This window comes from Nocardiopsis sediminis (assembly GCF_042650565.1).
GTDB classification, from domain to species: Bacteria; Actinomycetota; Actinomycetes; order Streptosporangiales; family Streptosporangiaceae; genus Nocardiopsis_B; species Nocardiopsis_B sediminis.
On record NZ_JBHSBH010000010.1, the window covers coordinates 447529 to 468584 of the forward strand.

Annotated in this window: 21 protein-coding genes; 11 read left to right on the forward strand and 10 right to left on the reverse strand. The window is 73.2% G+C overall.

Going from position 1 to position 21056, the window contains the following annotated elements; all coding sequences use genetic code 11:
• Positions 1–281: 281 nt before the first annotated feature.
• Positions 282–497 carry a ferredoxin gene (locus ACFOVU_RS17045; protein ID WP_378534748.1) on the reverse strand — a complete coding sequence of 72 codons (216 nt, stop codon included), beginning with the start codon at positions 495–497 and terminating at the stop codon, positions 282–284.
• Positions 494–1678 (reverse strand): cytochrome P450, encoded by a 1185-nt coding sequence (locus tag ACFOVU_RS17050; protein ID WP_378534749.1) that lies wholly within the window; start codon positions 1676–1678, stop codon positions 494–496. The genes ACFOVU_RS17045 and ACFOVU_RS17050 overlap by 4 nt, the downstream gene beginning before the upstream one ends.
• Positions 1679–1850: 172 nt before the next feature.
• Between ACFOVU_RS17050 and ACFOVU_RS17055 the strand changes: the two genes are divergently transcribed.
• From ACFOVU_RS17055 to ACFOVU_RS17070, 4 genes are all read left to right on the forward strand, one after another.
• Positions 1851–2462: a TetR/AcrR family transcriptional regulator gene (locus ACFOVU_RS17055; protein ID WP_378534750.1), complete on the forward strand. Its 612-nt coding sequence runs from the start codon at positions 1851–1853 to the stop codon at positions 2460–2462.
• 338 nt (positions 2463–2800) lie between these two features.
• Positions 2801–4174, forward strand: a complete 1374-nt coding sequence (locus tag ACFOVU_RS17060; protein WP_378534751.1) for an MFS transporter — start codon at positions 2801–2803, stop codon at positions 4172–4174.
• Positions 4175–4329: 155 nt separating this feature from the next.
• Complete coding sequence (locus ACFOVU_RS17065; RefSeq protein ID WP_378534753.1) at positions 4330–4992, forward strand: TetR/AcrR family transcriptional regulator; 663 nt, start codon at positions 4330–4332, stop codon at positions 4990–4992.
• Between the two features lie 44 nt (positions 4993–5036).
• Positions 5037–7529 (forward strand): MMPL family transporter, encoded by a 2493-nt coding sequence (locus tag ACFOVU_RS17070; protein WP_378534755.1) that lies wholly within the window; start codon positions 5037–5039, stop codon positions 7527–7529.
• Positions 7530–7594: 65 nt separating this feature from the next.
• Here ACFOVU_RS17070 and ACFOVU_RS17075 read toward each other — a convergent pair whose 3' ends face one another.
• Together ACFOVU_RS17075 and ACFOVU_RS17080 are read right to left on the reverse strand one after the other, a co-directional pair.
• Positions 7595–8047: a nuclear transport factor 2 family protein gene (locus ACFOVU_RS17075; protein WP_378534757.1), complete on the reverse strand. Its 453-nt coding sequence runs from the start codon at positions 8045–8047 to the stop codon at positions 7595–7597.
• A 106-nt stretch (positions 8048–8153) separates the two neighbouring features.
• A complete protein-coding gene (locus tag ACFOVU_RS17080) occupies positions 8154–9029 on the reverse strand; it encodes an NAD(P)-dependent oxidoreductase (protein ID WP_378534759.1) in 876 nt (291 codons plus the stop codon).
• A gap of 87 nt (positions 9030–9116) precedes the next feature.
• Here ACFOVU_RS17080 and ACFOVU_RS17085 point away from each other — a divergent pair, with 87 nt between their 5' ends.
• Positions 9117–9731 (forward strand): TetR/AcrR family transcriptional regulator, encoded by a 615-nt coding sequence (locus tag ACFOVU_RS17085; RefSeq protein WP_378534761.1) that lies wholly within the window; start codon positions 9117–9119, stop codon positions 9729–9731.
• Positions 9732–9789: 58 nt separating this feature from the next.
• On the opposite strand, the gene ACFOVU_RS17090 is transcribed toward ACFOVU_RS17085, so the two are convergent.
• The 3 genes from ACFOVU_RS17090 to ACFOVU_RS17100 form a co-directional block, all read right to left on the reverse strand.
• Positions 9790–10122: a thioredoxin family protein gene (locus ACFOVU_RS17090; RefSeq protein ID WP_378534763.1), complete on the reverse strand. Its 333-nt coding sequence runs from the start codon at positions 10120–10122 to the stop codon at positions 9790–9792.
• Positions 10119–10517 (reverse strand): MerR family transcriptional regulator, encoded by a 399-nt coding sequence (locus tag ACFOVU_RS17095; RefSeq protein WP_378534765.1) that lies wholly within the window; start codon positions 10515–10517, stop codon positions 10119–10121. Before ACFOVU_RS17095 ends, ACFOVU_RS17090 begins: the two co-directional genes overlap by 4 nt.
• A gap of 78 nt (positions 10518–10595) precedes the next feature.
• Complete coding sequence (locus ACFOVU_RS17100) at positions 10596–11822, reverse strand: FAD-dependent oxidoreductase (RefSeq protein WP_378534767.1); 1227 nt, start codon at positions 11820–11822, stop codon at positions 10596–10598.
• 141 nt (positions 11823–11963) lie between these two features.
• Between ACFOVU_RS17100 and ACFOVU_RS17105 the strand changes: the two genes are divergently transcribed.
• Positions 11964–12566 (forward strand): TetR/AcrR family transcriptional regulator, encoded by a 603-nt coding sequence (locus tag ACFOVU_RS17105; protein ID WP_378534769.1) that lies wholly within the window; start codon positions 11964–11966, stop codon positions 12564–12566.
• Positions 12567–12667: 101 nt separating this feature from the next.
• The gene (gene map, locus ACFOVU_RS17110) at positions 12668–13432 is read left to right on the forward strand and encodes a type I methionyl aminopeptidase (protein ID WP_378534771.1); all 765 of its coding nucleotides are present in this window, start codon (positions 12668–12670) and stop codon (positions 13430–13432) included.
• A 66-nt stretch (positions 13433–13498) separates the two neighbouring features.
• Here map and ACFOVU_RS17115 read toward each other — a convergent pair whose 3' ends face one another.
• A complete protein-coding gene (locus tag ACFOVU_RS17115) occupies positions 13499–14122 on the reverse strand; it encodes a TetR/AcrR family transcriptional regulator (RefSeq protein ID WP_378534773.1) in 624 nt (207 codons plus the stop codon).
• Between the two features lie 84 nt (positions 14123–14206).
• On the opposite strand from ACFOVU_RS17115, the gene ACFOVU_RS17120 reads away from it, so the two are divergent.
• The 3 genes from ACFOVU_RS17120 (at position 14207) to ACFOVU_RS17130 (ending at position 15946) form a co-directional block, all read left to right on the forward strand.
• A complete protein-coding gene (locus ACFOVU_RS17120; protein ID WP_378534775.1) occupies positions 14207–15151 on the forward strand; it encodes an aldo/keto reductase in 945 nt (314 codons plus the stop codon).
• A gap of 235 nt (positions 15152–15386) precedes the next feature.
• Positions 15387–15581 carry a hypothetical protein gene (locus tag ACFOVU_RS17125; RefSeq protein WP_378534777.1) on the forward strand — a complete coding sequence of 65 codons (195 nt, stop codon included), beginning with the start codon at positions 15387–15389 and terminating at the stop codon, positions 15579–15581.
• Between the two features lie 74 nt (positions 15582–15655).
• The gene (locus ACFOVU_RS17130) at positions 15656–15946 is read left to right on the forward strand and encodes a tail fiber domain-containing protein (RefSeq protein WP_378534779.1); all 291 of its coding nucleotides are present in this window, start codon (positions 15656–15658) and stop codon (positions 15944–15946) included.
• Between the two features lie 33 nt (positions 15947–15979).
• Here ACFOVU_RS17130 and ACFOVU_RS17135 read toward each other — a convergent pair whose 3' ends face one another.
• Positions 15980–17155, reverse strand: coding sequence for an aminotransferase class V-fold PLP-dependent enzyme (locus tag ACFOVU_RS17135; RefSeq protein ID WP_378534781.1), 1176 nt, complete (start codon positions 17153–17155; stop codon positions 15980–15982).
• A gap of 1216 nt (positions 17156–18371) precedes the next feature.
• On the opposite strand from ACFOVU_RS17135, the gene ACFOVU_RS17140 reads away from it, so the two are divergent.
• Complete coding sequence (locus tag ACFOVU_RS17140) at positions 18372–20237, forward strand: AfsR/SARP family transcriptional regulator (protein WP_378534782.1); 1866 nt, start codon at positions 18372–18374, stop codon at positions 20235–20237.
• On the opposite strand, the gene ACFOVU_RS17145 is transcribed toward ACFOVU_RS17140, so the two are convergent.
• On the reverse strand, positions 20234–21055 hold the full coding sequence (locus ACFOVU_RS17145) for a hypothetical protein (protein WP_378534784.1): 822 nt from the start codon (positions 21053–21055) through the stop codon (positions 20234–20236). The two genes, ACFOVU_RS17140 and ACFOVU_RS17145, sit on opposite strands and share 4 nt — an antisense overlap.
• Position 21056: the final 1 nt, after the last annotated feature.

The window sequence follows — 21056 nt, forward strand, 5'->3', positions numbered from 1 at the left end:
GCGGCCTCGCCCGCCGGCTGGCCCCGCCGGAGCGGCTGCCCCTCGCGGTGGCGTGGACGGCCACCACGGCCAGCGTGGCGATGGTGATCGCCACGCTCACCATGGCCGCCGCCGCCCCCCTGGCCACCCACTGGCCGGTGGTCGCGCTCGCCGCGCTGCTCACCGCGGCCGCTCACGGCACGGTGGCGGCTTCGGCGCGCGCCTGCCGCCACTGNGGCCGCGAGCCCCGGCCCGGCTCCGGCGCGCGGGTGAGGTGACGTGCGGGGCCGCCGGCCCGCACCTCAGGTGCGAGCGGTCTCCCCGTCGAGGGACAGGGCGCGCGCCGGGCACAGGCCCACGGCCTCGCGCGCGGCACGCTGTAGCTCCTCTGTCGCGGGCGCGGGGGCGGTGACGACCACCCGGCCGTCTGCATCATCTTGGTCGAAGACCTCGGGCGCGGTCAGCACGCACATCCCCGCCGAGATGCAGGCGTCACGGTCCGCGAGGATCCGGATCACCGCGGGCCCCAGGTCACGGGGAGTTCGTGGGCCCCGAAGATGACCATGTCGTCGCGCAGGGGCACGTCCTCGGGTGCCACCGCCAGCCGCAGGTCGGGGAACCGGCGGAACAGCGCGGGGAAGGCGACCTGCATCTCGACCCGGGCGAGCTGCTGGCCGATGCACTGGTGGACCCCGTGCCCGAACGAGATGTGGCCGTTCGCGGATCGGGCCAGGTCGAGGGTGTCGGGGTCGGCGAACCGTTCGGGGTCGCGGTTGCCCGCGGGCAGCGCGACCAGGACGTTGTCGCCCTTTTTCACCGTGACGCCTTCGAGTTCGACGTCCTCCAGCGCGGCGCGGATGGTGCCCGGGACGACCGGGAGGTAGCGCAGCAGTTCCTCAACGGCGTTGTCGACGGTGGCCGGGTCGGTGATCAGCGGGATCTGCCCGGGGTCCTGCACCAGGGCGAAAGTGCCCAGGGCCAGCATGTTGGTGGTCGTGTCGAACCCGCCGCCCAGCAGCAGGAAGGCCATGTTCACGATCGCGGCGTCGGAGAGGTCGCCGCCGTCCTCGATGATCCCGCCGAGGACGTCGTCGGTCGGCTCGGCCCGTTTGCGCGCCACCAGCTCGCCGAGGTAGGCGTTGACGCGCGCCATGGTCTGCGCGTGGGTCTCCAGGCTGGCACCGGAGCGGGAGAGCTCGATGAGCTCCCGATGGAACGTGTCGCGGAAGTCGTCCGGAACGCCGAGCATCTCGCAGATCATCTGCGCGGGGATCGGAACGGCGTAGTCGCGCACCAGGTCGGCCGGCGGCCCGGCCGCCTCCATGCGGTCCAGGCAGTCCTCGGCGATCTCCGCGATGCGGTCGGCGAGCCGGCGCATCCGGCGCACGGTGAACTGGCCGGTGAGCACGCGGCGGTAGCGGGTGTGGTCGGGCGGGTCCATCGAGATGAACATGCCGGGCGCGGCGGGCGGCGCGGTGTCGATTTCGCTCGACTGTGTGGTGCGCAGCTCCTGCCGGGCGCTGAAGCGGGGGTCGGCGAGCACCGAGCGGATGGTGGAGCGGCGGGTGACCACCCAGCCGGATCGGCCGTCGGGGTAGTGCAGGGGCGCGATCTCGCGCTCGCCGCGCAGTGCCGCGATCTCGCCGGGGAGGCTGAACGGGCCGGAGTTGCGCAAGGGGAAGGTCAGGGGTTCGGTCATGGTCGCCGTCCTTGTCGAGCGGCCGGCCGGTCGGGGGCGGCCGCCCGTGGTGTTCGGGTCTGGGGTTCGTCGGCGAGCCGGGCCTGGGGCGGCTCGTCCGTGAGCGAAATGAAACTACATCGAGTGTAATCATGCAATGGGAGTAACGTTAGTTCTGGTGTAAATTTCTCGTATGGATGAGTCACGGCGCGAGCGCAAGAAGCGGCAGACCCGGCGGCTGATCGCCGAGACGGCGGTCCGGCTGTTCGCCGAGCAGGGATATGAACAGACGACCGTCGCCCAGATCGCCTCCGCCGCGGACGTGGCCACGAAGACGTTCTTCAACCACTTCCCCAGCAAGGACGACGTCCTCTTCGAGGACACCCGGCGCCACCGCGACGTCGCGCTGGCGGTGATCGCCGACCGGGACCCCCGCGATGGCATCACCGAACTGCTGGGCCGGGTCTACGACGCGATGATGGACGACTACCTGGACCAGGGCGTCGGCGGCCGCGACAAGGGGCTGATGGAGACCTACACCGAGCTGCTCGTGTCCGTTCCCGCCCTCCAGGCCAAGGCGCTGCACCAGTCGGTCGACCTCCAGCGGCGCATCGCCGAGGCGCTGGCCGACGCCTTCCCCGACGAACTCGATCCGGTCAGCGCGGGAGCCGTGGTCGGCTCCATGGTGGGCGCGGTCCAAGGGGCCGCCCTGGCCTCCATGGAGCGCGACCAGTCCCAGGACCAGCTCTTCGAGGCCATGCGGCGCGGCCGGGACATCGCGCTGCGCGGGCTGCACGCGTTCTGACCGCCGCCGGCCGGGGCGGGCCGCGCACCGATCCGGCGCGCCGGCACCCCGCGCCCGGAAAACCGGATGCGCGCCGCCCCGGCATCGGGTAGGTTCACGCCCGTGCCAGAGTCGAACAGAGTGTGCCGCCCTTAGCGGCGGCGTGACCTCCTTTTCCACGCTCCGCCGCATCAGCGTCCATCCGCCGGTGCGGCCCCTCGGGCTGCCCGGCTCCACGCTCGATCCACGGAGTCCTCTGTGCACCCCTGTCCGACCCGTGGCCGCCGGCACACCGGCCGCCACCGCCTTCCGACCGCCCTCTCCCGGCCCGCCCGCTCCACGTCCGCGGGGGGTGCGCGGTGAACCGGAACGCACTCACCCTCACCACCGTCCTGCTGGCCCTGGTCACCGTCCCGCTGACCATCACCGGTGCCGCGGTGGCCCTGCCCGGGCTGCAAGACGATCTGGGCGTCGGCCTCGCCGCGGCGCAGTGGGTCGTCAACGGCTACAACGCCTGCTTCGCGGGGTTCCTGACCTTCGGCGGCTCGCTGGCCGACCTCCTGGGACGGCGCCGCATGTTCGCCGCCGGGGTGGCGCTGTTCTGCGCCGGCAGCCTCACGTGCGCGCTGGCCGGTGACATCACCCTGCTCACCGCCGCCCGGGCGCTCGCCGGTGTCGGCGCCGCCGCCACCACGGCGGCGGGATCGTCGATCCTGGCGGCCACCTTCGACGGCCCCGCGCGTGCCCGCGCGTTCGGGCTGCTGGGCACCGTGCTCGGCGCCGGGCTCGCCTTCGGCCCGACCGTTTCGGGGGCGCTGGTGACGGCGGTGGACTGGCGGGCCGTCTTCGCCGTGCCCGCCACCCTGTCCGGGCTCGTCCTGCTGCTGTGCCCGCTGCTGCCGCGCCTGGCCGGCGTGAAGGGGCGGCGCATCGATTGGGCGGGCGGGACGCTGTTCACCGCGGCGCTGATGCTGCTGATCTTCGTGCTCGTCGAGGCGCCGTCGCTCGGCTTTGCCGACCCGGCGGTCCTGGGCGGGCTCGCGGTGGCGCTGGGGCTGGGCGCCGCGTTCGTCGTCGTGGAGCGGCGCACCGCCGACCCGATGTTCGACCTCGGTCTGGTGACGAACCGGCCGTTCGCGGCGTTCTCCCTGGCCGCGGGGGTGCTGATGGTGGTGATGGTCCCGCTGCTGGTCTACCTGCCGTCGTACCTGATCGCCGTGGTCGGGCTGGAGGCGGGCGAGGCGGGGAGCTGGCTGCTCATGCTCACCGTTCCCTCGATCGTGCTGCCGCCGGCGGGCGCGGCGATCGCGCGCCGTTCACGCGCCGCCCTGGTGGGGGGTGCGGTCGTCCTCAGCGGGGCCGGGGCCGCCCTGCTGGTCACGGTCGGCGCCGACAGCACGCCCTGGCAGCTGGCCGGGCCGCTGCTGCTCATCGGCGCGGGCGTGGGGCTGACAACGGGCGTCGTCGACGGCCTGGCCGTCTCCAGCGTGCGCACGGAGCAGGCCGGCACCGCCGCCGGGCTCTTCAACACCGCGCGCCTGGCGACGGAGACCGTCGCCTTGGCGGTGGTCGGCACGGCGCTGGCCGTCCTCAGCGGCGGCCGCCTCGAAGGCGCGGGCTTCACCGCCGCCCTGCACACCGTCGGCGCCGCCCTCGGGGCGCCCGCCGCCGTGGCGGCGGTGATCGTGCTGCTCCTGCTGCGCGGCGGAGCGCAGCGCGCCCGGCAGCGCTGATGCCCGGCCTCGGCGGGCGGCCCGTTCCCCGGCCGCCCGCCGAGGCGCGCTCCCACGTCGCTCTCCGCCGGCCGCGAACCGCCGTCATCCGGGTGTGATCGGGTGCACTTGGGGCAACGTTGCACTAAGTGCACCACAGTCCATATGGTGACAGCGTGAACGATCAGCGCACACCACCCCCGGGCGATCGGCGTGATGCGCTCAAGGCGCGGCACCGGCGGGCGATCATCGACGCCGCCTCGGACCTGGTGGGCGAACTCGGCGGCACGCACTTCACCGTCGACCGGCTGGCGGAACGGGCCGACGTGTCACGGCGGACCGTGTTCAACCACTTCGGCTCCCTCGACGACATCGTGGTCGAGGTGTTCGGCGAGATGCTGGAGACGATCATCGACGGCATCGAGGCCGCCATGACCGCCTCGGCCGACAGCCGCCCCGGCGGCATGTTCGACGAGGTCGCCGCCGCACTGCGCGCGACCGACCTGGTCACCCCCATCACCCGGCTCAAGCGCCTGCTGCGCCGGGACGGGCACGAGGTCACCCCGAGCCGCGCGGGCCTGTTCGAACAGGCCATCAACGGCGTGAGCGCCCGCCTGGCGTCGATCGTCCTGCGCCGCCACCCGGGCGCCGACCCGCTCGTGGTCGACCTGATGTCCAGCGCACTCGTCAGCGGCGGCGCGGTCGTGGTCCAGCACTGGGAGCAGGCCACCGGCGGGGCCGACACCGAGGCCTCCCGCCGGGTCTGGACCGACCTCCTGGAGCGCATGATCGCCGTGAACCGCGCCGGCTACGGATCCGTCGGTTCCGCAACCCCCTGAGCGTACGGCGCACCCCTCCCCTCTCCCCACACCTGCGGAAAGCCATGGCTGAACTTCTCTACCGGCTCGGGCGCGCCTGCGCGCGCCGCGCCAAGACCGTCATCGCACTGTGGCTGGCCCTCCTCGCGGCGGCCGCCACCGTCTACGTCCTCTTCGCCGGGGAGCTCCAGGAGAGCTTCTCCATCCCCGGCACCCCCACCGACCAGGTGAACCAGACCCTCAAGCAGGAGTTCCCCGGCATGGGCGGCGGCGCGGGCACCGTCGTGCACCAGACCGAGGACGGTTCGCCCTTCACCGAGGAGCAGCGGGAGGCCATCGCCGACCGCGTCGCCGAGGCGGCCGGGGTCGACGGTGTCGAAGACGCCGTCGACCCCTTCGCCACCGAGGCCGACCGCGCCGACCAGGCCGAGCGGCTCGACGAGGGCCGCGCCGAGATCGCCGACGCCCGCACCCAGCTGGAGGAGGGCCAGGAAGAACTCGACTCCGGCCGGGAGCAGGCCGAGGCCGCCGGCCTGCTCGACCAGGTCGAAGAAGGGCTGGACGCCCAGCAGGCCGAGATCGACAACGGCGCCCAGGAGCTGGACGACGCGAGCCGGGAGCTCGACCGCGGCGCCGGCCTGCTGGAGATGTCCGAGGGGATCCGCATGGTCTCCGAGGACGGCGACACCGCCCTGGTCACCATCGCCTTCACCCAGAGCCAGGAGGAGGTCGACCAGGAGACCCGCGACGCGGTGATGGCCATCTTCGCCGACACCCCCGTCGAGGGCACCACGGTGGACTTCGCCAACGACATCGCCATGAGCATCCCCGAACTCGTGAGCGCCGCCGAGGTGATCGGCCTCATCGTGGCCGCGGTCGTGCTGATGGTCATGCTGCGCACCCTGATCGGGGCCGGCCTGCCGATCCTGACCGCGCTGGTCGGCGTCGGCCTGGCCACCCTCACCGCGATGTCGCTGTCGGGTGTCGTGGAAATGGCCTCGGTGACCCCGATCCTCGGGCTGATGCTCGGCCTCGCGGTCGGCATCGACTACGCGCTGTTCATCGTCCACCGGCACCGCCGCCAGCTCCGGCAGGGCGTCGGGATCGGCGAGTCGATCGGCCTGGCCAACGGGACCGCGGGCAACGCCGTCGTCTTCGCGGGGGCGACCGTGCTCGTCGCGCTGCTGGGCCTGAACCTGACCGGGATCGGCTTCCTCGGCCTCATGGGCACGGCGGGCGCCATCGCGATCGCAGTCGCCGTGCTGGTCGCGGTCACCCTGGTGCCGGCCCTGCTGTCCCTGGCCGGGGCGCGCATCCTGTCCCGCCGCGAACGCCGGGCGCCCGGCGGCGGCGGTGCGGGAGAGGACGGCCCCCGGCCGATGTCGGCCGGGGCGGCGCTGGGCCGCGCCGCCGTCGCGGTACTCGCCCTCGGCGTCATCGCGCTACCCGCACTGGACCTGCGGGTCGGGATGCCCGACGGTTCCGCCGAGCCGGTCGAGACCACCCAGCACCGCGCCTACACCGCCATCACCGAGAACTTCGGGGAGGGGCAGAACGGCCCACTGCTGGTCGCGGCGCCGCTGCCCGGCGGCCCGGACGAGGAGACGGCCGAGGCCAACGCGGGCGACCACCAGTTCCAGGTCGCCCGGGAGCTCTACGAGCGCGACGGCGTCGCCGCGGTGGCGCCCATCGACATGTCCGACGACTACACGCTGGCCATCTTCCAGGTCCTGCCGGAGGAGGGGCCGTCGAGCCCGCTGACCACCGACCTGGTGCACACCTTCCGCGGCATGGAGCCCATCCACGCCACCGGGACGCTCGGCGTCGCGGGCATGGCCAGCGGCAACATCGACATCTCCGAGACCCTCAGCAGCGCGCTGCCGGTCTACCTAACGGTGGTCGTGGGCCTGTCGCTGGTCATCCTGCTGCTGGTGTTCCGCTCGCTCTACGTGCCGGTCGTGGCGACGCTGGGGTTCATCCTGTCCTACTTCGCCGCTCTGGGCGGCGTGGTGGCCGTCTACCAGTGGGGCTGGCTCGGCGGGATCATCGGCCTGGACACCCCCGGGCCGGTGCTGAACTTCCTGCCCACGCTCCTGGCCGGCATCCTGTTCGGCCTGGCCATGGACTACATGCTGTTCATCGGCACGGGGATGCGCGAGGCCTACGTCCACGGGGCCCCGGCACGCGACGCCGTCGCACAGGGGTTCCGGGCCGGGCGGTCCGTGGTGACCGCGGCGGCGCTGATCATGATCTCGGTCTTCGGCGGGTTCATCTTCTCCGAGACCATGATGATCAGCTCGATGGGGTTCGCGCTCGCCTTCGGCGTGCTGCTCGACGCCTTCGTCGTGCGCATGCTGCTGATCCCCGCCCTCATGCGCCTGGCCGGCGACGCCGCGTGGTGGCTGCCGCGGTGGCTCGACCGCATCCTGCCCGACGTCGACGTGGAGGGCTCCGCCCTGGAGCGGCGCCACCTGCACGCCAAGGACGGCGAGCAGACGGCGGCGGCCGCACCGGCCGCCGACCACTCCGACGATCCCGTCCCCTCCGGACAGCGCTGAGGCACACCGTGTGATGGGTCCGGGGCGGCAACAGCCGCCCCGGACCCATCACGTCCCGACCCGGGTCAGCTCTGCGCGGGGGCTCCCCAGCCGCCCTGGACCATGGTCTGAAAGCGCCACTCGCCCGCGCTGCGGATCAGCACGTCCGCGTAGTACAGCTCCGTGGACACGTCGCCGACGGTCGTGGTGGAGCGGGTGAACACGACCGCCAGCGCCCCGCTGAGGAAGAACGGGGTCCGGGTCGAGTCGAACGCCACCTCTCCGCCTGCCTGGCCGAACGACTCCCGGGTGGAAGCGATGAACTCCGCCCGGTCCGACTGGGCGGCGGACCCCGTTCCGGCCCCGTCGTCGGTGACCGTGTTGAGCGGGAAGACCGCCATGTCGGCCATCGCCTCGGCGTCCCCCCGCGCGGCCAGCGCGTCGTAGCGGGTGAACCACTCCGCCAGGCTCCTGCGCTCCTCCTCCGTGGGCGTGTACCCGGTCGACCACGTCCCGGCGTCCCCGTGCGTGTCCGCCATCGTTCCGTCCCCCTGGCTTCGTTCGCGGTGAATCGTACGGTGAACCGTACAGCATACGATCCACTGCGGCGGACGTCCGCCCAGCACGCAAGCGCCCGGCGCCGCCTCAGGCAGCGTCGTGGGCGAACACCTCGATCAGGCCGGTGAAGCTGCCATCGGCCCCGCCGTGCTCCATCCCGCGGCGGAAGACCGCCAGGACGGCCTCCGGCAGCGATGCGTCCACGCCGGCGTCGCGGGCGGTGTGCACGACGTGGTCGACGCTCGCCGTTCCCATGGCGAGGCGGTCGACGTCGCCGCCGTGGTCGCCCGCATCGATCCGCGGGGCGTAGAACTCCAGGAAGCCGGGGATCGAGGCCGCGGTCGTCGAGATGTGGGGCAGGATCTCCTGCGCCGAGATCCCGTGTGCGCGGGCCACGGCCAGGGTGTGCAGGTGGCTGAGCATCGAGGTCCAGAAGGTGTCCATTTGCAGCTGGTAGTACAGCGCCGCCAGCCCGGGGTCCGCGCCCAGGTAGTCGGCCGCGGTGAGGACCTCGAGGGTGTCCCGGTGGGCGTCGAAGACCTCGCGCGGGCCGCTGTAGAAGGTCGAGGACCCGGGTGCGCCGATGCCCGAGGGGGACGCCTGCACTCCCCCGGTCAGTTGCCGGGCGCCGTGGCGGGCCGCCCATTCGGCCGCCGTGCGGGCCTCGGCGGGGGTGTCGGAGCTGAGGTTGACGAGGACCCGGCCGGCAAGCGCGTCGGCCGCCGGTCCGATGATGTCGTACATGGCGGCGTAGTCGGTGAGGCTGAGGACGACCAGCCCGTTGGCCTTCAGCGCCTCGGCGGCGGTGGCGGCGCGGACGGCGCCTCGGGCGACGACGCCATCGGCCCGCGACGCGGTCCGGTTCCACACCGTCACGCGGTACCCGCGGTCCAGGAACGCGTTCACCATCGCCCGGCCCATGGGCCCCAGGCCGATGACGGTGACCGTCTGCTGCTCGGTCATGACCGATCCCTTCTAGAACGAACGATCTATTCAGAGAGGAACCTAGCACGCCTCTAGAACGAACGCTCTATCCGGTAGGCTGCGGGGGTGAGCACCGGTACCCGACACCAGGCCGCCACAGCGGGCGGCACCCCGGCCCTCGGCACCCGTGAGCGAATCGTCCGGGCGACCTCCCGCCTCATGCAGCGGCAGGGCTATGACGCCACGGGGATCAAGCAGATCTCCCGCGCCTCCGACGCCACGCTCGGCTCGATCTACCACTTCTTCCCCGGCGGCAAGGAGGAGCTGGCCACGGCGGCCATCCGCCACGGCGAGCAGGAGTTCACCGACCTCCTGCGCTCCACCCTCGCGGCCGACCCCGATCCCGCGCGCGCGGTCCTCGCCTGCACCCGCGAACTCGCCGCGGGGCTGCGCGCCTCCGACTGGCTCGACGGCTGCCCCGTCACCGCCACCGCGCTGGGCGCCGTCGACCGCACCCCCGATATCCAGCGGGCCGTCGCCGAGGCGTTCGGCCGCTGGCGCACGGTGGTCGCCGACCGGCTCCGCGCAGCGGGCATCGCCGACGCCGACGCCCGCGATCTCGCCAGCACGGTCGTGAGCACACTGGAGGGCGCCGAACTCGCGGCCCAGGTCGCGAAGGACGCCGAACCCCTGGACATCGCGGGACGCCACCTGGCCCGGCTCATCGACTCCTACCGATAGCGTGGGGCCCGGCGGCCATGGCCGCCGGGCCCCGATGTGCCCGTTGTGGAGACGCGCGTCAGATCACGTCGGCGAGCTCCTGGAGCAGCTTCCGCCGGGATCGGGCGCCGACCAGGGTCTTCACCGTCCGCCCGCCGCGGAAGAGCGCCAGGGTGGGCAGCGCGAGCACCCCGTAGTCGACCGGGGTCCGGGGGTTGGTGTCGGCGTCGATCTGCACGATCGTGAGCCGGTCGCCCAGCTCCCCCGCCACCGCGCCCAGCACCGGCGCCAACTGGCGGCACGACGGGCACCAGTCGGCCGTGAACATCACCAGCACCGGACCCCCGGCGGCCAGTACCTCGTCGGTGAAGGTGGCGTCGGTGACCTCGCCGACGCCGGCCGTTGTGATCATGGTCGTCCTCCCAGGTTGCACTGTGGTTCTGCTGCCTCCGGCGCCTCCGTTGCGGCGCGCAGCAGCTGTGCCTCCACCTGCGCGCGCACCGTCCGCAGCCGGCCGATCAGCGCGTCGAGTTCGACGAGCTTGCCGCGGTAGACCTCCAGCGAGGCCGGGCAGGAGTCCCCGGCCGGGTACCCCGCTCGCAGGCACTCGACGAAGGGGCGGGTCTCCTCCAGGCCGAAGCCGAAGTCCTGAAGCGTGCGGATCTGCTCGACGAGCCGGAGGTCGTCCTCGCCGTAGACGCGGTAGCCGTTGACCGCGCGGCGGCCGGGCAGGAGTCCGCGGGACTCGTAGTACCGCAGGGTCCGGGTGCTGACGCCCGCCCGTTCCGCGAGTTCGCCGATGCGCATGGGACCGACGTTAAACCTTGACGCCCAGGTCAAGGCAAGGGAGGGTCCGATTCGGCACCGCACGGGTGCGCCCCCGGGCTAGCGGTTGGCGCGCTTGATGCTGCGCTGGACCAGGCCGCGGATGCCGGGGACCAGGACGGCGCGGATCATCAGCTCACTTGCCCAGACGTGGGCGCGGGTGGGCGGGGTGAATTGGGCCATGCCCCTGCGGGCGAGCGCCTGGCGCTTGCGGACTTCGGGGCGCAGCCCTTCCTCCCATCGGGCCAGTGCCGCGGTGACGTCGGAGCCGTGCTGTTCCAGGGCGGTGCCGAGCCGGTCGGCGCCGCTGAGCGCGAGGGCGGCGCCGTAGCCGGCGAACAGCGTGACGCACCAGGCCGCGTCGCCCAGCAGCACGACCCGCCCGTCGCTCCACCGGTCCATGGCGACCTGGCTGACGGAGTCGAAGTACGCCGCGGCCGGGTCGGCCCGCAGGCGGCGCAGCGCGTCGGGGACCCCGCCGCCGAGGTCGCCGAACGCCGCGGTGAGGGCTTGCTCCGGCCCCCGTGACAGTTCGGCCTCCGCGTCGGCGGTGCGGTAGGTGAAGAAGGCCGAGGACCGCTCGGGGCCCAGGCTGATGATCGCCGCGGTGCGCCCGGGCCCGATGAACGTGGTGCCGGACCCTTCAGGCACGCCGGCCGGGACCCGGTCGAGCGGGAACGCCCCCACGACGTGGTGCAGGTCCACGCGGTGGTCGGCCTCGGGGCCGAACACGGCCGCGCGGACGCCGGAGTGCAGGCCGTCGGCGCCGACGAGGAGGTCGGCGTGCTCGGTGGTGCCGTCGCTGAGGCCGGCCCGGACCTCGCGGGCGTCCTGCTCCACGCCGGTGATGGTGGTGGCGAACCGGATCTCGACGCTGTCGCGCACGGCTTCGTACAGCGCGGATTCCAGGTCGCCGCGGAACACGGTGAGTGCCCGCTTGCCCAGGGCGGCCTGGCCGATCTCGGGCGGGACGGTGAGCTTTTCGCGCCCGTCGGCGGCCACCATGACCGTGGTGAACATGCCGAGGTCGCGGCCGGCCAGCGCGGGGAGGAGGCCGAGTCCCTCGGCTGCGTCGTACCCCCAGCCGATCAGGTTCAGCATGTAGCCGCTGCTGCGCCGGGCGGGGGCGCGCTCGACGAGGAGCGGTTCCCATCCGGCCCGGTGCAGGCGCAGGGCGGTGGCCAGGCCGGCGATGCCGGCGCCGACGATCACCGCCCGCCGGGGACGCCGCCCGGCGCCCGCGCCCGCACCGCCGCCGCGCCGCGCACCGTTGTCGATACCTGTCACTGCAACCCCCGAACCGCTCCGGAAACCAGGAATGAGCAAACGCTCATCGTCAGTATGAGCAGATGCTCATTCTTTGGCAAACGGCGGTCCCTCACCGCATTCCGCGCCGCCGCGCACCGTCGACCGCCTAGACTGCCTGGCATGCCACGCGGTGTCGCCATCCCCGATCTGAGGCAGCAGCTGTTCTCCGCCACTGAGCGGGTGATCGCCCGCGACGGGCCGGGCGGGCTCACCGGCCGGGCCGTCACGCGCGAGGCCGGCGTCGCCACCGGGGGGCTCTACACCCACTTCGCCGACATGGACGACTTCCTGGCCGCCTACGCGGTCGACCGCGCCTTCCAGGTCTCCTCCGCGGCCGCGGCGCTGCCCGGGCGCGCGGGCACGGGGACCGTGGCCGCGAACCTGTCCGGGGCCGTCGCCGCGGTGCCGCCGGCCACCCTGCCGGCGCTGGCACGGCTGATGGCCGCCCGGCCCGACCTGGCCGGGCGCGTGCACGCGATCCTCGGCGACCGGACCGCCGGCCTCGAGGCGATCGAGCAGGCGGCCGCCGCCTACCTCGAGGCCGAGCAGCGTCTCGGCCGCATCGGCGCGGCCGCCGACCCCGAGGCTCTGGCGCTGGCCCTGGTCGGGGCGCTCCACCACCTCGTGCTCACCGGTGCCGCGGAGCCCGCCGTGCACGCCCGCATCGAGCGGGTGGCGGCCGTGCTCACCGCCGCGTCCACCACGGCGGAACAGCGCCCGTGACACAGCGGCGCCGCTGACGCATTCGACGAGGACCTCCGGGACGCGGACCCGCGCCACCCGTCCCGGCATGGTCATCGGCCTTGAGCCCCGTGGAGTCCGGCATGGTCGAGTTGAAGTCCCGCACCGGGATCGCCCGGATGCGCGCCGCCGGCCGCATCGTCGCGCGGGCGCTCGACGAGGTCCGCGCGCATGCCGCACCGGGGGTACGCGTGCGCGACCTCGACGGAATCGCCGCCAAGGTGATCGCCGACGCCGGCGCCGACCCGCTGTTCCTCGGCCACCGCAGCGGCCCGGGACACCCCCCGTTCCCGGCCACCATCTGCGCCAGCGTCAACGACGCGGTCGTGCACGGCGTCCCCACCGGCCGGCACCTGGCCGACGGCGACGTGGTGAGCATCGACTGCGGGGCGCGGCTGCACGGCTGGTGCGCCGACGCGGCGATCACCTTCACCGTGGGCACCCCCGATCCCGCCGATGAAGCGCTCATCGACGCGACCCGCCGGGCGCTGGAGGCCGGGATCGCCGCCGCGCGGGCCGGGGCGCGCCTGGGCGACATCGGCCACGCGATCGCCGGGGTGGCCCGCGGCGAGGGCTACGGGATGACCGCCGACCACGGCGGCCACGGGATCGGCCGGATCATGCACGAGGCCCCGCATGTGGCCAACGAGGGCCCGGCCGGGCGCGGGATGCCCCTGCGCGCGGGCCTGGTCCTGGCGGTGGAGCCCATCCTCACCCGCGGGGGCGACGGCTACCTCCTGGCCGGTGACGGCTGGACCGTCCACACCGCCGACGGCAGCCGCGCCGCCCACATCGAGCACACCGTGGCCATCACCGAGGAGGGGCCGCGGGTGCTCACAGCGCTCTAGCGCGCTGGGCGGCCCGGGCCGTGGCGCCGCGGCCCGGAAACCCCCCGACTTCCGGCGAGGGTGCCGTCAGGACTCCGTGCCCGCGGGCGGGCGCAGCGCGTCGGTGATGAGGTCGAGCAGGCGGTCGGTCCGGCCTTGGGCGTCGCCGGCCATGATCGCGAAGAGGACACCGACGAGCAGGGTCGCGACGTCGTCGGGGTCGACGTCGGCGCGCAGCGTGCCCTCTGCGGCCCCGCGCTCCAGGAACGCGGCGATCCCGGCGGTGACGCGCTCCCGCGACGGGGGCGCGATGGCCCCGGAGGCGAAGCCGGCGCGCAGCGTGTCCTGCATGCCGCGCTTGGTGGCGGCGAACGTCGCGTAGCGGCCGATCCAGGCCCGGAGCGCGACATCGGCGGGGTGGCGGTCGAGGAGAACGGGGACGCTCGCGGCGACGTCGTCGAGCTCGGAGGCGTAGACGGCGGCGACCAGCTCCTCCCGGGTGGGGAAGTGGCGGTAGAGGGTCCCGATCCCGACCCCGGCCCGGCGGGCGATGGCCTCCAGGGCGACCGGGCCGTCGGCGGCGGCGAACGCGTCGCGGGCTGCGGCGATGAGGTTCTCGCGGTTGCGCCGCGCATCGCGGCGGACCGGACGGCCGGCGGCATCGGGCGCGGGCGCGTCGTCACGGGTCGGCGGCGTGTTGGACCGACTCAAAACGGAGGTCCCTCCGGTAGTGTTAGGGTGAACGTAACGGAGGTTCCTCCGTTTTGTTCCATTCTCTCATGAGAGCAGGTAGCCATGGCGTCCGAAGGTACACCCGCCGCCGAGACCGCTCCCTCCGGTGGGCCGCGACCCGGCGGCACCGGGCTGCTGGCCGGCCGCACCGTCGCGCGCATCGGATTCGGCGCGATGCAGCTGGCGCGCCTGCGTGACGACCGCTCCGCCGCGGTCGCCCTGCTGCGGCGCGCGATCGAGCTCGGCGCCGACCACGTCGACACCGCCCAGTTCTACGGCGACGGCTTCGTCAACGAGGTCATCGCCGAGGCGCTGCGCCCCGAGGACGACGTCCTGGTCGTCAGCAAGGTCGGGGCCGCCTCCGACCCCGGCGGCCCGGCTCCGCTGCGGGTGGCACAGCGCCCCGAGGAACTGCGCGCCGGCGTCGAGGAGAACCTCGCCACACTGGGGCTGGAGCGCATCCCGGTGGTGAACCTGCGCCGCATGGACAGCGGGATGGCGCCCCCGGTCGCCGACGACCAGGTGGTCGACCTCGACGACCAGCTCGCGGAGATGATCGCGCTGCGCGACGAAGGCAAGATCGGCGCGATCGGACTGAGCAGCGTGACCCTGGACGTGCTGCGCCGCGCCCTGCCGGCGGGCATCGTCTGCGTGCAGAACGCCTACAGCCTCGTGGCGCGCGAGGACGAGGACCTGCTCCGGCTCTGCGCGGACGGGCGGATCGCCTGGGTCCCCTACTTCCCCCTCGGCGGCGCCTTCCCGGGCCTGCCGAAGGTGACCGACGAGCCGGCCGTGACCGCCGCCGCCGAGGCCCTGGGCCGCACCCCGGCGCAGGTCGGCCTGGCCTGGCTGCTGCACCACTCCCCCAACGTCCTGCTCATCCCGGGCACCGCCGACGCCGACCACCTCGAGGCGAACCTGGCAGCGGGGGACATCACCCTCGACGCGACGACCCTCGCGGCACTCGACGCGGTCCCGCCGCGCTCATCCGAGGCCCCGCACGCCTGACGCGACGCCGATCCGTTCCGACGTGGCCGCCTTCAAGCACGCACCGGTCCACGGCGGCGAGTGGATCCGCCGCAGACCGGTGATCACCGACGGAGATCCCGGCGCCCGGTTCCGTTTCCATGGCGCCGACCGCCGCCGTCCTCCCCCACGCCGCGTGGGAACGGACACGACCGCGCGTCACGTACGGTAGCCTCTCGACTGCTCACAGTTAGTGGGCGAAACACGAGGGGGAATTTTGCGTATCCGTGAACGCTGCACCATCCTGATCGCCGGAGTCGCCGCCGCTGTCGCGGGAACCGCCGCCCTGGCCGCCCCGGCGCACGCCGCCGGGGGGCTGGGCGGGGTCCTCTCCACCGTGACCGGCCTGCTGGGCATCGCGAGCGACCGCGCCATCAAGAGCGACGTCACCCCGGTCGACTGGAGCCGCTGACCGTGCTCCGCCGTCGCACGAGCCGCCCCGGCGACGGGGCGGCTCCCCCTTCCCCCCTGCCGCAGCACGGGGCGGTGAACGGCTTCGACATCCTGGACAGGGTCGCCGGCCTGCCGATCTCCACGTGGCGCTACGACTCCGAGCCCGAGCACGTGCGCCACCTGGGCCCCATGGCCCAGGACTTCCACGCCGCGTTCGGGTTCGGGCAGGGCGACACCGCCATCCCTGTGGTCGACGCCAGCGGGGTCGCCCTGGTGTCGATCCAGGCCCTGCACCGCCTGGTCGGCGAGCTGGAGGCCGAGGTCGCCCGGCTCCGATCCGAACTCGACGCCCTGCGCGGCGATGGCGCGGCCCCGTCCGGCTGACCGCGCCCTCCGGGGCGCCGGCGCAGGGACGGCTCAGCGCCCCAGTTCCGCGACCGCCCCGATCGCCGTGTCGATGTCGGCGTGGGAGACGAAGTAGTGCGGCGAGGCCCGCACGACCGTCTCCAGCCCGCGCCGCGCCATGTCGATCCGGGTGGAGGCCGCCGAGCTGACCGTGACCGCGATCCCGCGCTCGCGCAGCGCGGCGGCCACATCGGGGGCGGGCAGCCCGGCATGGGTGAACGTGACGATCCCGCCGTGCTCGCGCCCGATGTCGCGCACGGTCACCCCCGGGAGGCCGGCCAGCCCGGCGCGCAGCCGCGCGGCCCGGTCGGCCACCGCCGCCGCGATCTCCCCGATCCCCAGTTCTTGTGCGTAGCGGGCGGCGGCGATCAGGCCCAGGCGCTCGGCCACCCCGAACTCCCACAGCTGGTAGGCGCGGGCATCGCCGCGCAGCCGGTAGGAGGCGGCGCTCTCCCAGTCGGCCCCGGAGTGGTCGATGAGCCGCGGCCACAGCCGGTGGGCCGCGGCGCGGCGTACGGCCAGGAACCCGGTGCCGCGTGGCCCGCGCAGCCACTTGCGGCCGGTGCCCGCGACCATGTCCGCGCCCAGCTCGTCCATGCGCACGGGCAGCTGGCCGACCGACTGGCAGGCGTCGAGCAGCACCAGGGCGCCGGCGTCGTGGGCGGCGTCGGTGGCCGCCCGGACGGGGTTGACCAGACCGCTGTTGGTCGGCACGTGCACCAGCGAGACGAGCGCGACCCGCTCGTCGAGCATCTCCCGCAGCGCCGGGACCGACAGCGCGCCGTCGTCGTCGGACGGGACGGGTTCGACGGTGGTGCCGTTGCGTTCGGCCAGCCGCAGCAGGGCGACGGCGTTGGCGCCGTACTCGACCTCGCTGATGAGGACCCGCTGGCCGGGCGCGAGGGGGACCGAATCGAGCAGCGAGAGCCAGGAGCGGGTGGCGCTGTCGGTGAAGGCGACCTCGTCGGGGGCGCAGCCGAGCAGGCCGGCGAGGACCGCATGGCCCGCCTCGATGTCCTCGGCGCGCTCGGCCGCCGCACGGTAGCCGCCGATGCGGGCCTCGCGGCGCAGGTGGCCGATGACCTCCTCCAGGACCGGCGTGGGCGACAGCGAGGAGCCGGCGCTGTCCAGGAACACCTGGTCGCGGCAGCCGGGGGTGTCGGCGCGGAGCGCATCGAGGTCGAGCACGGGGTCCTCCCGGGGGTCGGCGGCCGCGCGCCGGCGGGCGCGGCCGGGAACGGCCGCACCCGCCGGCGCGCGGGGCGATCGCGGGGAGATTACCCGCCGCACGGCGGGCGTAAGCGGCGTTCCGCATTCCGCCGCGGTGCGCTCGCGGACGCGTTGTATCGGCCTAAAGGCAGTGGTCATGCCGGAGCCAGGGGCCGCACGCACGCGCCGTGGACCGCCGCAACGGGAGCGGCGTCGATCGCTCTGCTAGTCATCCGCAAGCGATGAGAAGGAAACTCGACGGGCCGGAGAGATACGGCGCCCGGAGGAACACCGATGGGAGGGGGTGAGGGGCCCAGCGGGTGGACGCCGCCTGCGGTGCGGTGGGCGGCTCGGCCCGCCGTGCTACTGCGCGTCAAAGGCGCCCGCCGGTAGCGGCCGGTGTGGCGCCGGGCGGACCCGGTTTCACGGCCGGAATTGTTTTCCCTATCTGACCGGTGTGGTACCCGCAAGGGGATGTCCGGGCAATGGGCGCGGTCCGATAAAAGGCCATCGAGCGCGTTCGGAGATCCCGGGCGATGAATTCCCTGCCGTCCGGGCGGGTCGGCCCAGGCCGACCCGGGGCGAGTGCGCGATCGGGACCGCCGATGGATATTCAGCAGGACCTCTTCGAGGTCCGTTTGTGTGGTGTTGCCGGTCTGAAAAGTCCGATCATGATTGATTTATCCGATTTCAAGCCCGGAATCCGCCCCATTGGACCGTCCGGGCCGCGACATGCGCCTTCTCTCCTGCGCCGCAGTTCCAGGGGGCGGAACTCGGGATTCACCCACGGTATTCGATTACTGCAAGCAACGCATCGGCGACGGTGCGGAAGTCTCCGAGTTCATTATCGGTCTCCAAAGGCGATCCCGACTCCACGGAAGGTCTCCGCGTATTACTCTGCGTGAATTGCGGTGGACTTTGAATCCGCTCGGTCGAAATCTTCACTATTGCTTAGCGACAATGTGTGTTAGCTTTAACCGCGGAACTCCGCCGGCGGATGCGATTCCGGGTTGACGCCCCCATACCCGGGTCGGTTCCCGGTATCCGGGTTCCCGTGATCTTGGCAAGGGGGTCCATGGTGCATGCGAACAGATACGGCGAAGTCGGTAGAACGCCGGTTCCACCCGAGGGACATGATCACACATTGTCACATGGTGTCCTTGACACTCCCACGATCCATATACCGCCGTCGCGCATGCAGATGCGCTTATTGGGACCGCTGGAGCTGATGGTGAGCGGGCGCACGGTGACCCCGAGTGCCCCCAGGCTCCGCCAGGTCCTCGCCGTGCTGCTGCTGCGGCGCAACACACTGGTGCAGACATCGGAATTGATCGACGAACTCTGGGGCACGCTCCCGCCCCCCAGTGCCATCCCCACACTTCAGACCTATGTCTACAAATTGCGCAAAATTTTCTCCGACGGTTCCGCCGGCCCCGACGCCGTAAAACTGCGGACCATACCCTCCGGATACACCATCGAGGTGCCCGGCGACATCCTGGACGTCTCCCACTTCGAGCGCTTCGTGAAGGCCGGGCAGAACCTGCTGCGTGAAGGCCGGCCCGAGGAAGCCGCGGACACCCTCTCCCGCGGCCTGGCCATCTGGCGCGGGCCGGCGCTGGTCGACGTCGAGAAGGGGGAGCTCCTCTCCGGACAGGCCACCCGCCTGGAAGAATCCCGGCTGCGGGCGCTGGAACTGCGCATCGAGGCCGACCTCCAGCTCGGCCGGCATGACGCGCTGGTCGGCGAGTTGCGCACGCTCAGCGTCGAGCAGCCGTTGCACGAGGGGCTGCACGCCAAACTCATGGTGGCGCTGCACAAGGCGGGCCGCCGCTACGAGGCGCTGGAGGCCTACCGGCGACTGCGCGAGACCCTGGTCGAGGAGCTCGGGCTGGAGCCCTCGCTGGAGGTCCGGCGCATCCACCAAGAGGTGCTGTCCTCCGAGGAACCGCTCGGCGGGCGCCGGCAGACCGAACGGGCCGTGGCCCAGTCGCGCGGCCGCCAGCCCTACGCCCCCGCCCAGGTGCCGCCCAGCGTCACCCGGTTCATCGGCCACGAGAAGGAACTGCGGCTGATCGAGGACGGCCTGGTCGGCGGAGGCCACGACGGCGCGTCGGTGCGCGTCGTCTCCATCTCCGGGATGCCGGGGGTGGGCAAGACCGCTCTGGCGGTGCACGCCGCCCACCGCATCCGCGGCCACTTCCCCGACGGCCAGCTCTTCGCCAAGCTCTGCGAGGCGCCCCGCTCGCCCGCCTCGCCCTCGCGGGTCCTCGACGGGTTCCTGCGGGCCCTCGGGGTGCCCCCCGAGTGGATCCCGCACGACCTCGAGGAATGCGGCAAGCTGTTCCGCACCTGCACCGCCGACCGGCGGATGCTCATCGTGCTCGACGACGCCGCCTCCGCGGCCCAGGTCGAGCACCTGATGCCCGGGCGCGCCCAGAGCGGCGTCATCGTCACCAACCGCTCCCACATCATGCCCGAGTCCCAGGCCGTCTTCCTGGGCAGCCTGCACATGGACGAGGGCATCGACCTGCTGAAGGGGATCGTCGGGGCGCAGCGGGTGGAGGGCGAGAAACGGGCCGCCGAAGGCATCATCCGGGCCTGCGGCGGACTGCCGCTGGCGATCCGGGTGGTGGGCTCGCGCTTGGCCGCCACCCCGGGGCTCCCGCTGTGCGGCCTGGTGCGGGAGCTGCACGACACCAGCATGCGCCTGGACTACCTGCGCTTCCAGGGGCTCGACCTCCGGGAGCGCTACCACAGCAGTTACGAGGGCCTGGACAAGCAGGAGCAGAGCGTCTTCCGGCTGCTCAGCGTTGTGGACGACGGCGTGTTCAGCTCGGCCAAGGCCGCCCGGCAGCTGGACATGACCGTGGCACAGGTCGAGCCGCTGCTCGCCCGCCTGGTCGAGAAGCACCTGCTCCAGGTGTGGCAGCACGACGGCCGCGCCGAGGTCCACTACGGGTTCCACGAGCTGATCAAGCTCTACGCGCGCGAACGGCTGGAGCAGGACGCCCGGGAGGCGGGGGACCCGGCTGCGGATCCCACGGCGAGGCTCCAGGGCTAACCACGGTCACCGTCCACAGGACGGCCGCGCGGCCGACGCTCCGGCCGGGTGCCCGGCGCCCGGTCCGGCCCCGCGGATCCGTCATCACCGCCGGCCCGGCCCGGCGCGCCCGGACCCGCGCGCAGCTCCCGCAGCGACGACGTGCTCGCCCCCTCGATCGCGTCGAGCGCATCGAAGGCGTCGTCGGGATCGCGGCGGTCCAGCGCGGTCGCGGCCCGCATGTCGATCAGCAGGATCCGGTCGACCAGCATCTCCTGCACCTCACGCGCGGTCCGGAGCTGCTCGGCGATCGCTCTGCGGCGCGCTTGCTGCTCGCGCGTGCGCTCGGCCTCCAGGGCGCGCAGCTCCACCTGATCGAGGTGGTCACGGCGCCCGCGTGCGATCTCGCCCGCGGCCCATACCACCAGCAGCCACGCGGCCACCGTCAGTGCCCGCGCCGGGACGAACGACACGCCCTCCCCCAGGGCGAACAGGGCGAGGGCGACCGTCGTCGCGGTGAGGGCCGATATCCGGTGGCGCTCCGCCGAGAGGAGGAAGACGCCGACGACGAACGGCAGCCACCCTCCCCAGGAGTCGATGGTGCCCAGGATGTAGTACATCGGGGTGGCGGCGCCGATGACCACGGCCGCGGCCACGGGGGCGGCCCGCAGCATCGCGATCGCCCCGGCACCCGCCAGCTGCGTCACCAGCCCGCTGGCCGCCATGCGCAGGCCGAGGCCCTGGGCCAGGACGACCTCGGAGACCACGAGGACGACGCTCAGCCCGATGGCCAGGGCCGCCTCGGCGCCGTGCGGCATCCGGACGGCGCGGTTGCGCACG

Coding starts and splice junctions, on each gene's coding strand:
- ACFOVU_RS17075 (WP_378534757.1), bottom strand. CDS start 8,047: ATGGCGGACACGCACGGGGACGCCGGGACGTGGTCGACCGGGTACACG.
- ACFOVU_RS17140 (WP_378534782.1), top strand. CDS start 18,372: ATGCAGATGCGCTTATTGGGACCGCTGGAGCTGATGGTGAGCGGGCGC.
- ACFOVU_RS17095 (WP_378534765.1), bottom strand. CDS start 10,517: ATGCGCATCGGCGAACTCGCGGAACGGGCGGGCGTCAGCACCCGGACC.
- ACFOVU_RS17120 (WP_378534775.1), top strand. CDS start 14,207: ATGGCGTCCGAAGGTACACCCGCCGCCGAGACCGCTCCCTCCGGTGGG.
- ACFOVU_RS17090 (WP_378534763.1), bottom strand. CDS start 10,122: ATGATCACAACGGCCGGCGTCGGCGAGGTCACCGACGCCACCTTCACC.
- ACFOVU_RS17050 (WP_378534749.1), bottom strand. CDS start 1,678: ATGACCGAACCCCTGACCTTCCCCTTGCGCAACTCCGGCCCGTTCAGC.
- ACFOVU_RS17070 (WP_378534755.1), top strand. CDS start 5,037: ATGGCTGAACTTCTCTACCGGCTCGGGCGCGCCTGCGCGCGCCGCGCC.
- map (WP_378534771.1), top strand. CDS start 12,668: ATGGTCGAGTTGAAGTCCCGCACCGGGATCGCCCGGATGCGCGCCGCC.
- ACFOVU_RS17080 (WP_378534759.1), bottom strand. CDS start 9,029: ATGACCGAGCAGCAGACGGTCACCGTCATCGGCCTGGGGCCCATGGGC.
- ACFOVU_RS17055 (WP_378534750.1), top strand. CDS start 1,851: ATGGATGAGTCACGGCGCGAGCGCAAGAAGCGGCAGACCCGGCGGCTG.
- ACFOVU_RS17105 (WP_378534769.1), top strand. CDS start 11,964: ATGCCACGCGGTGTCGCCATCCCCGATCTGAGGCAGCAGCTGTTCTCC.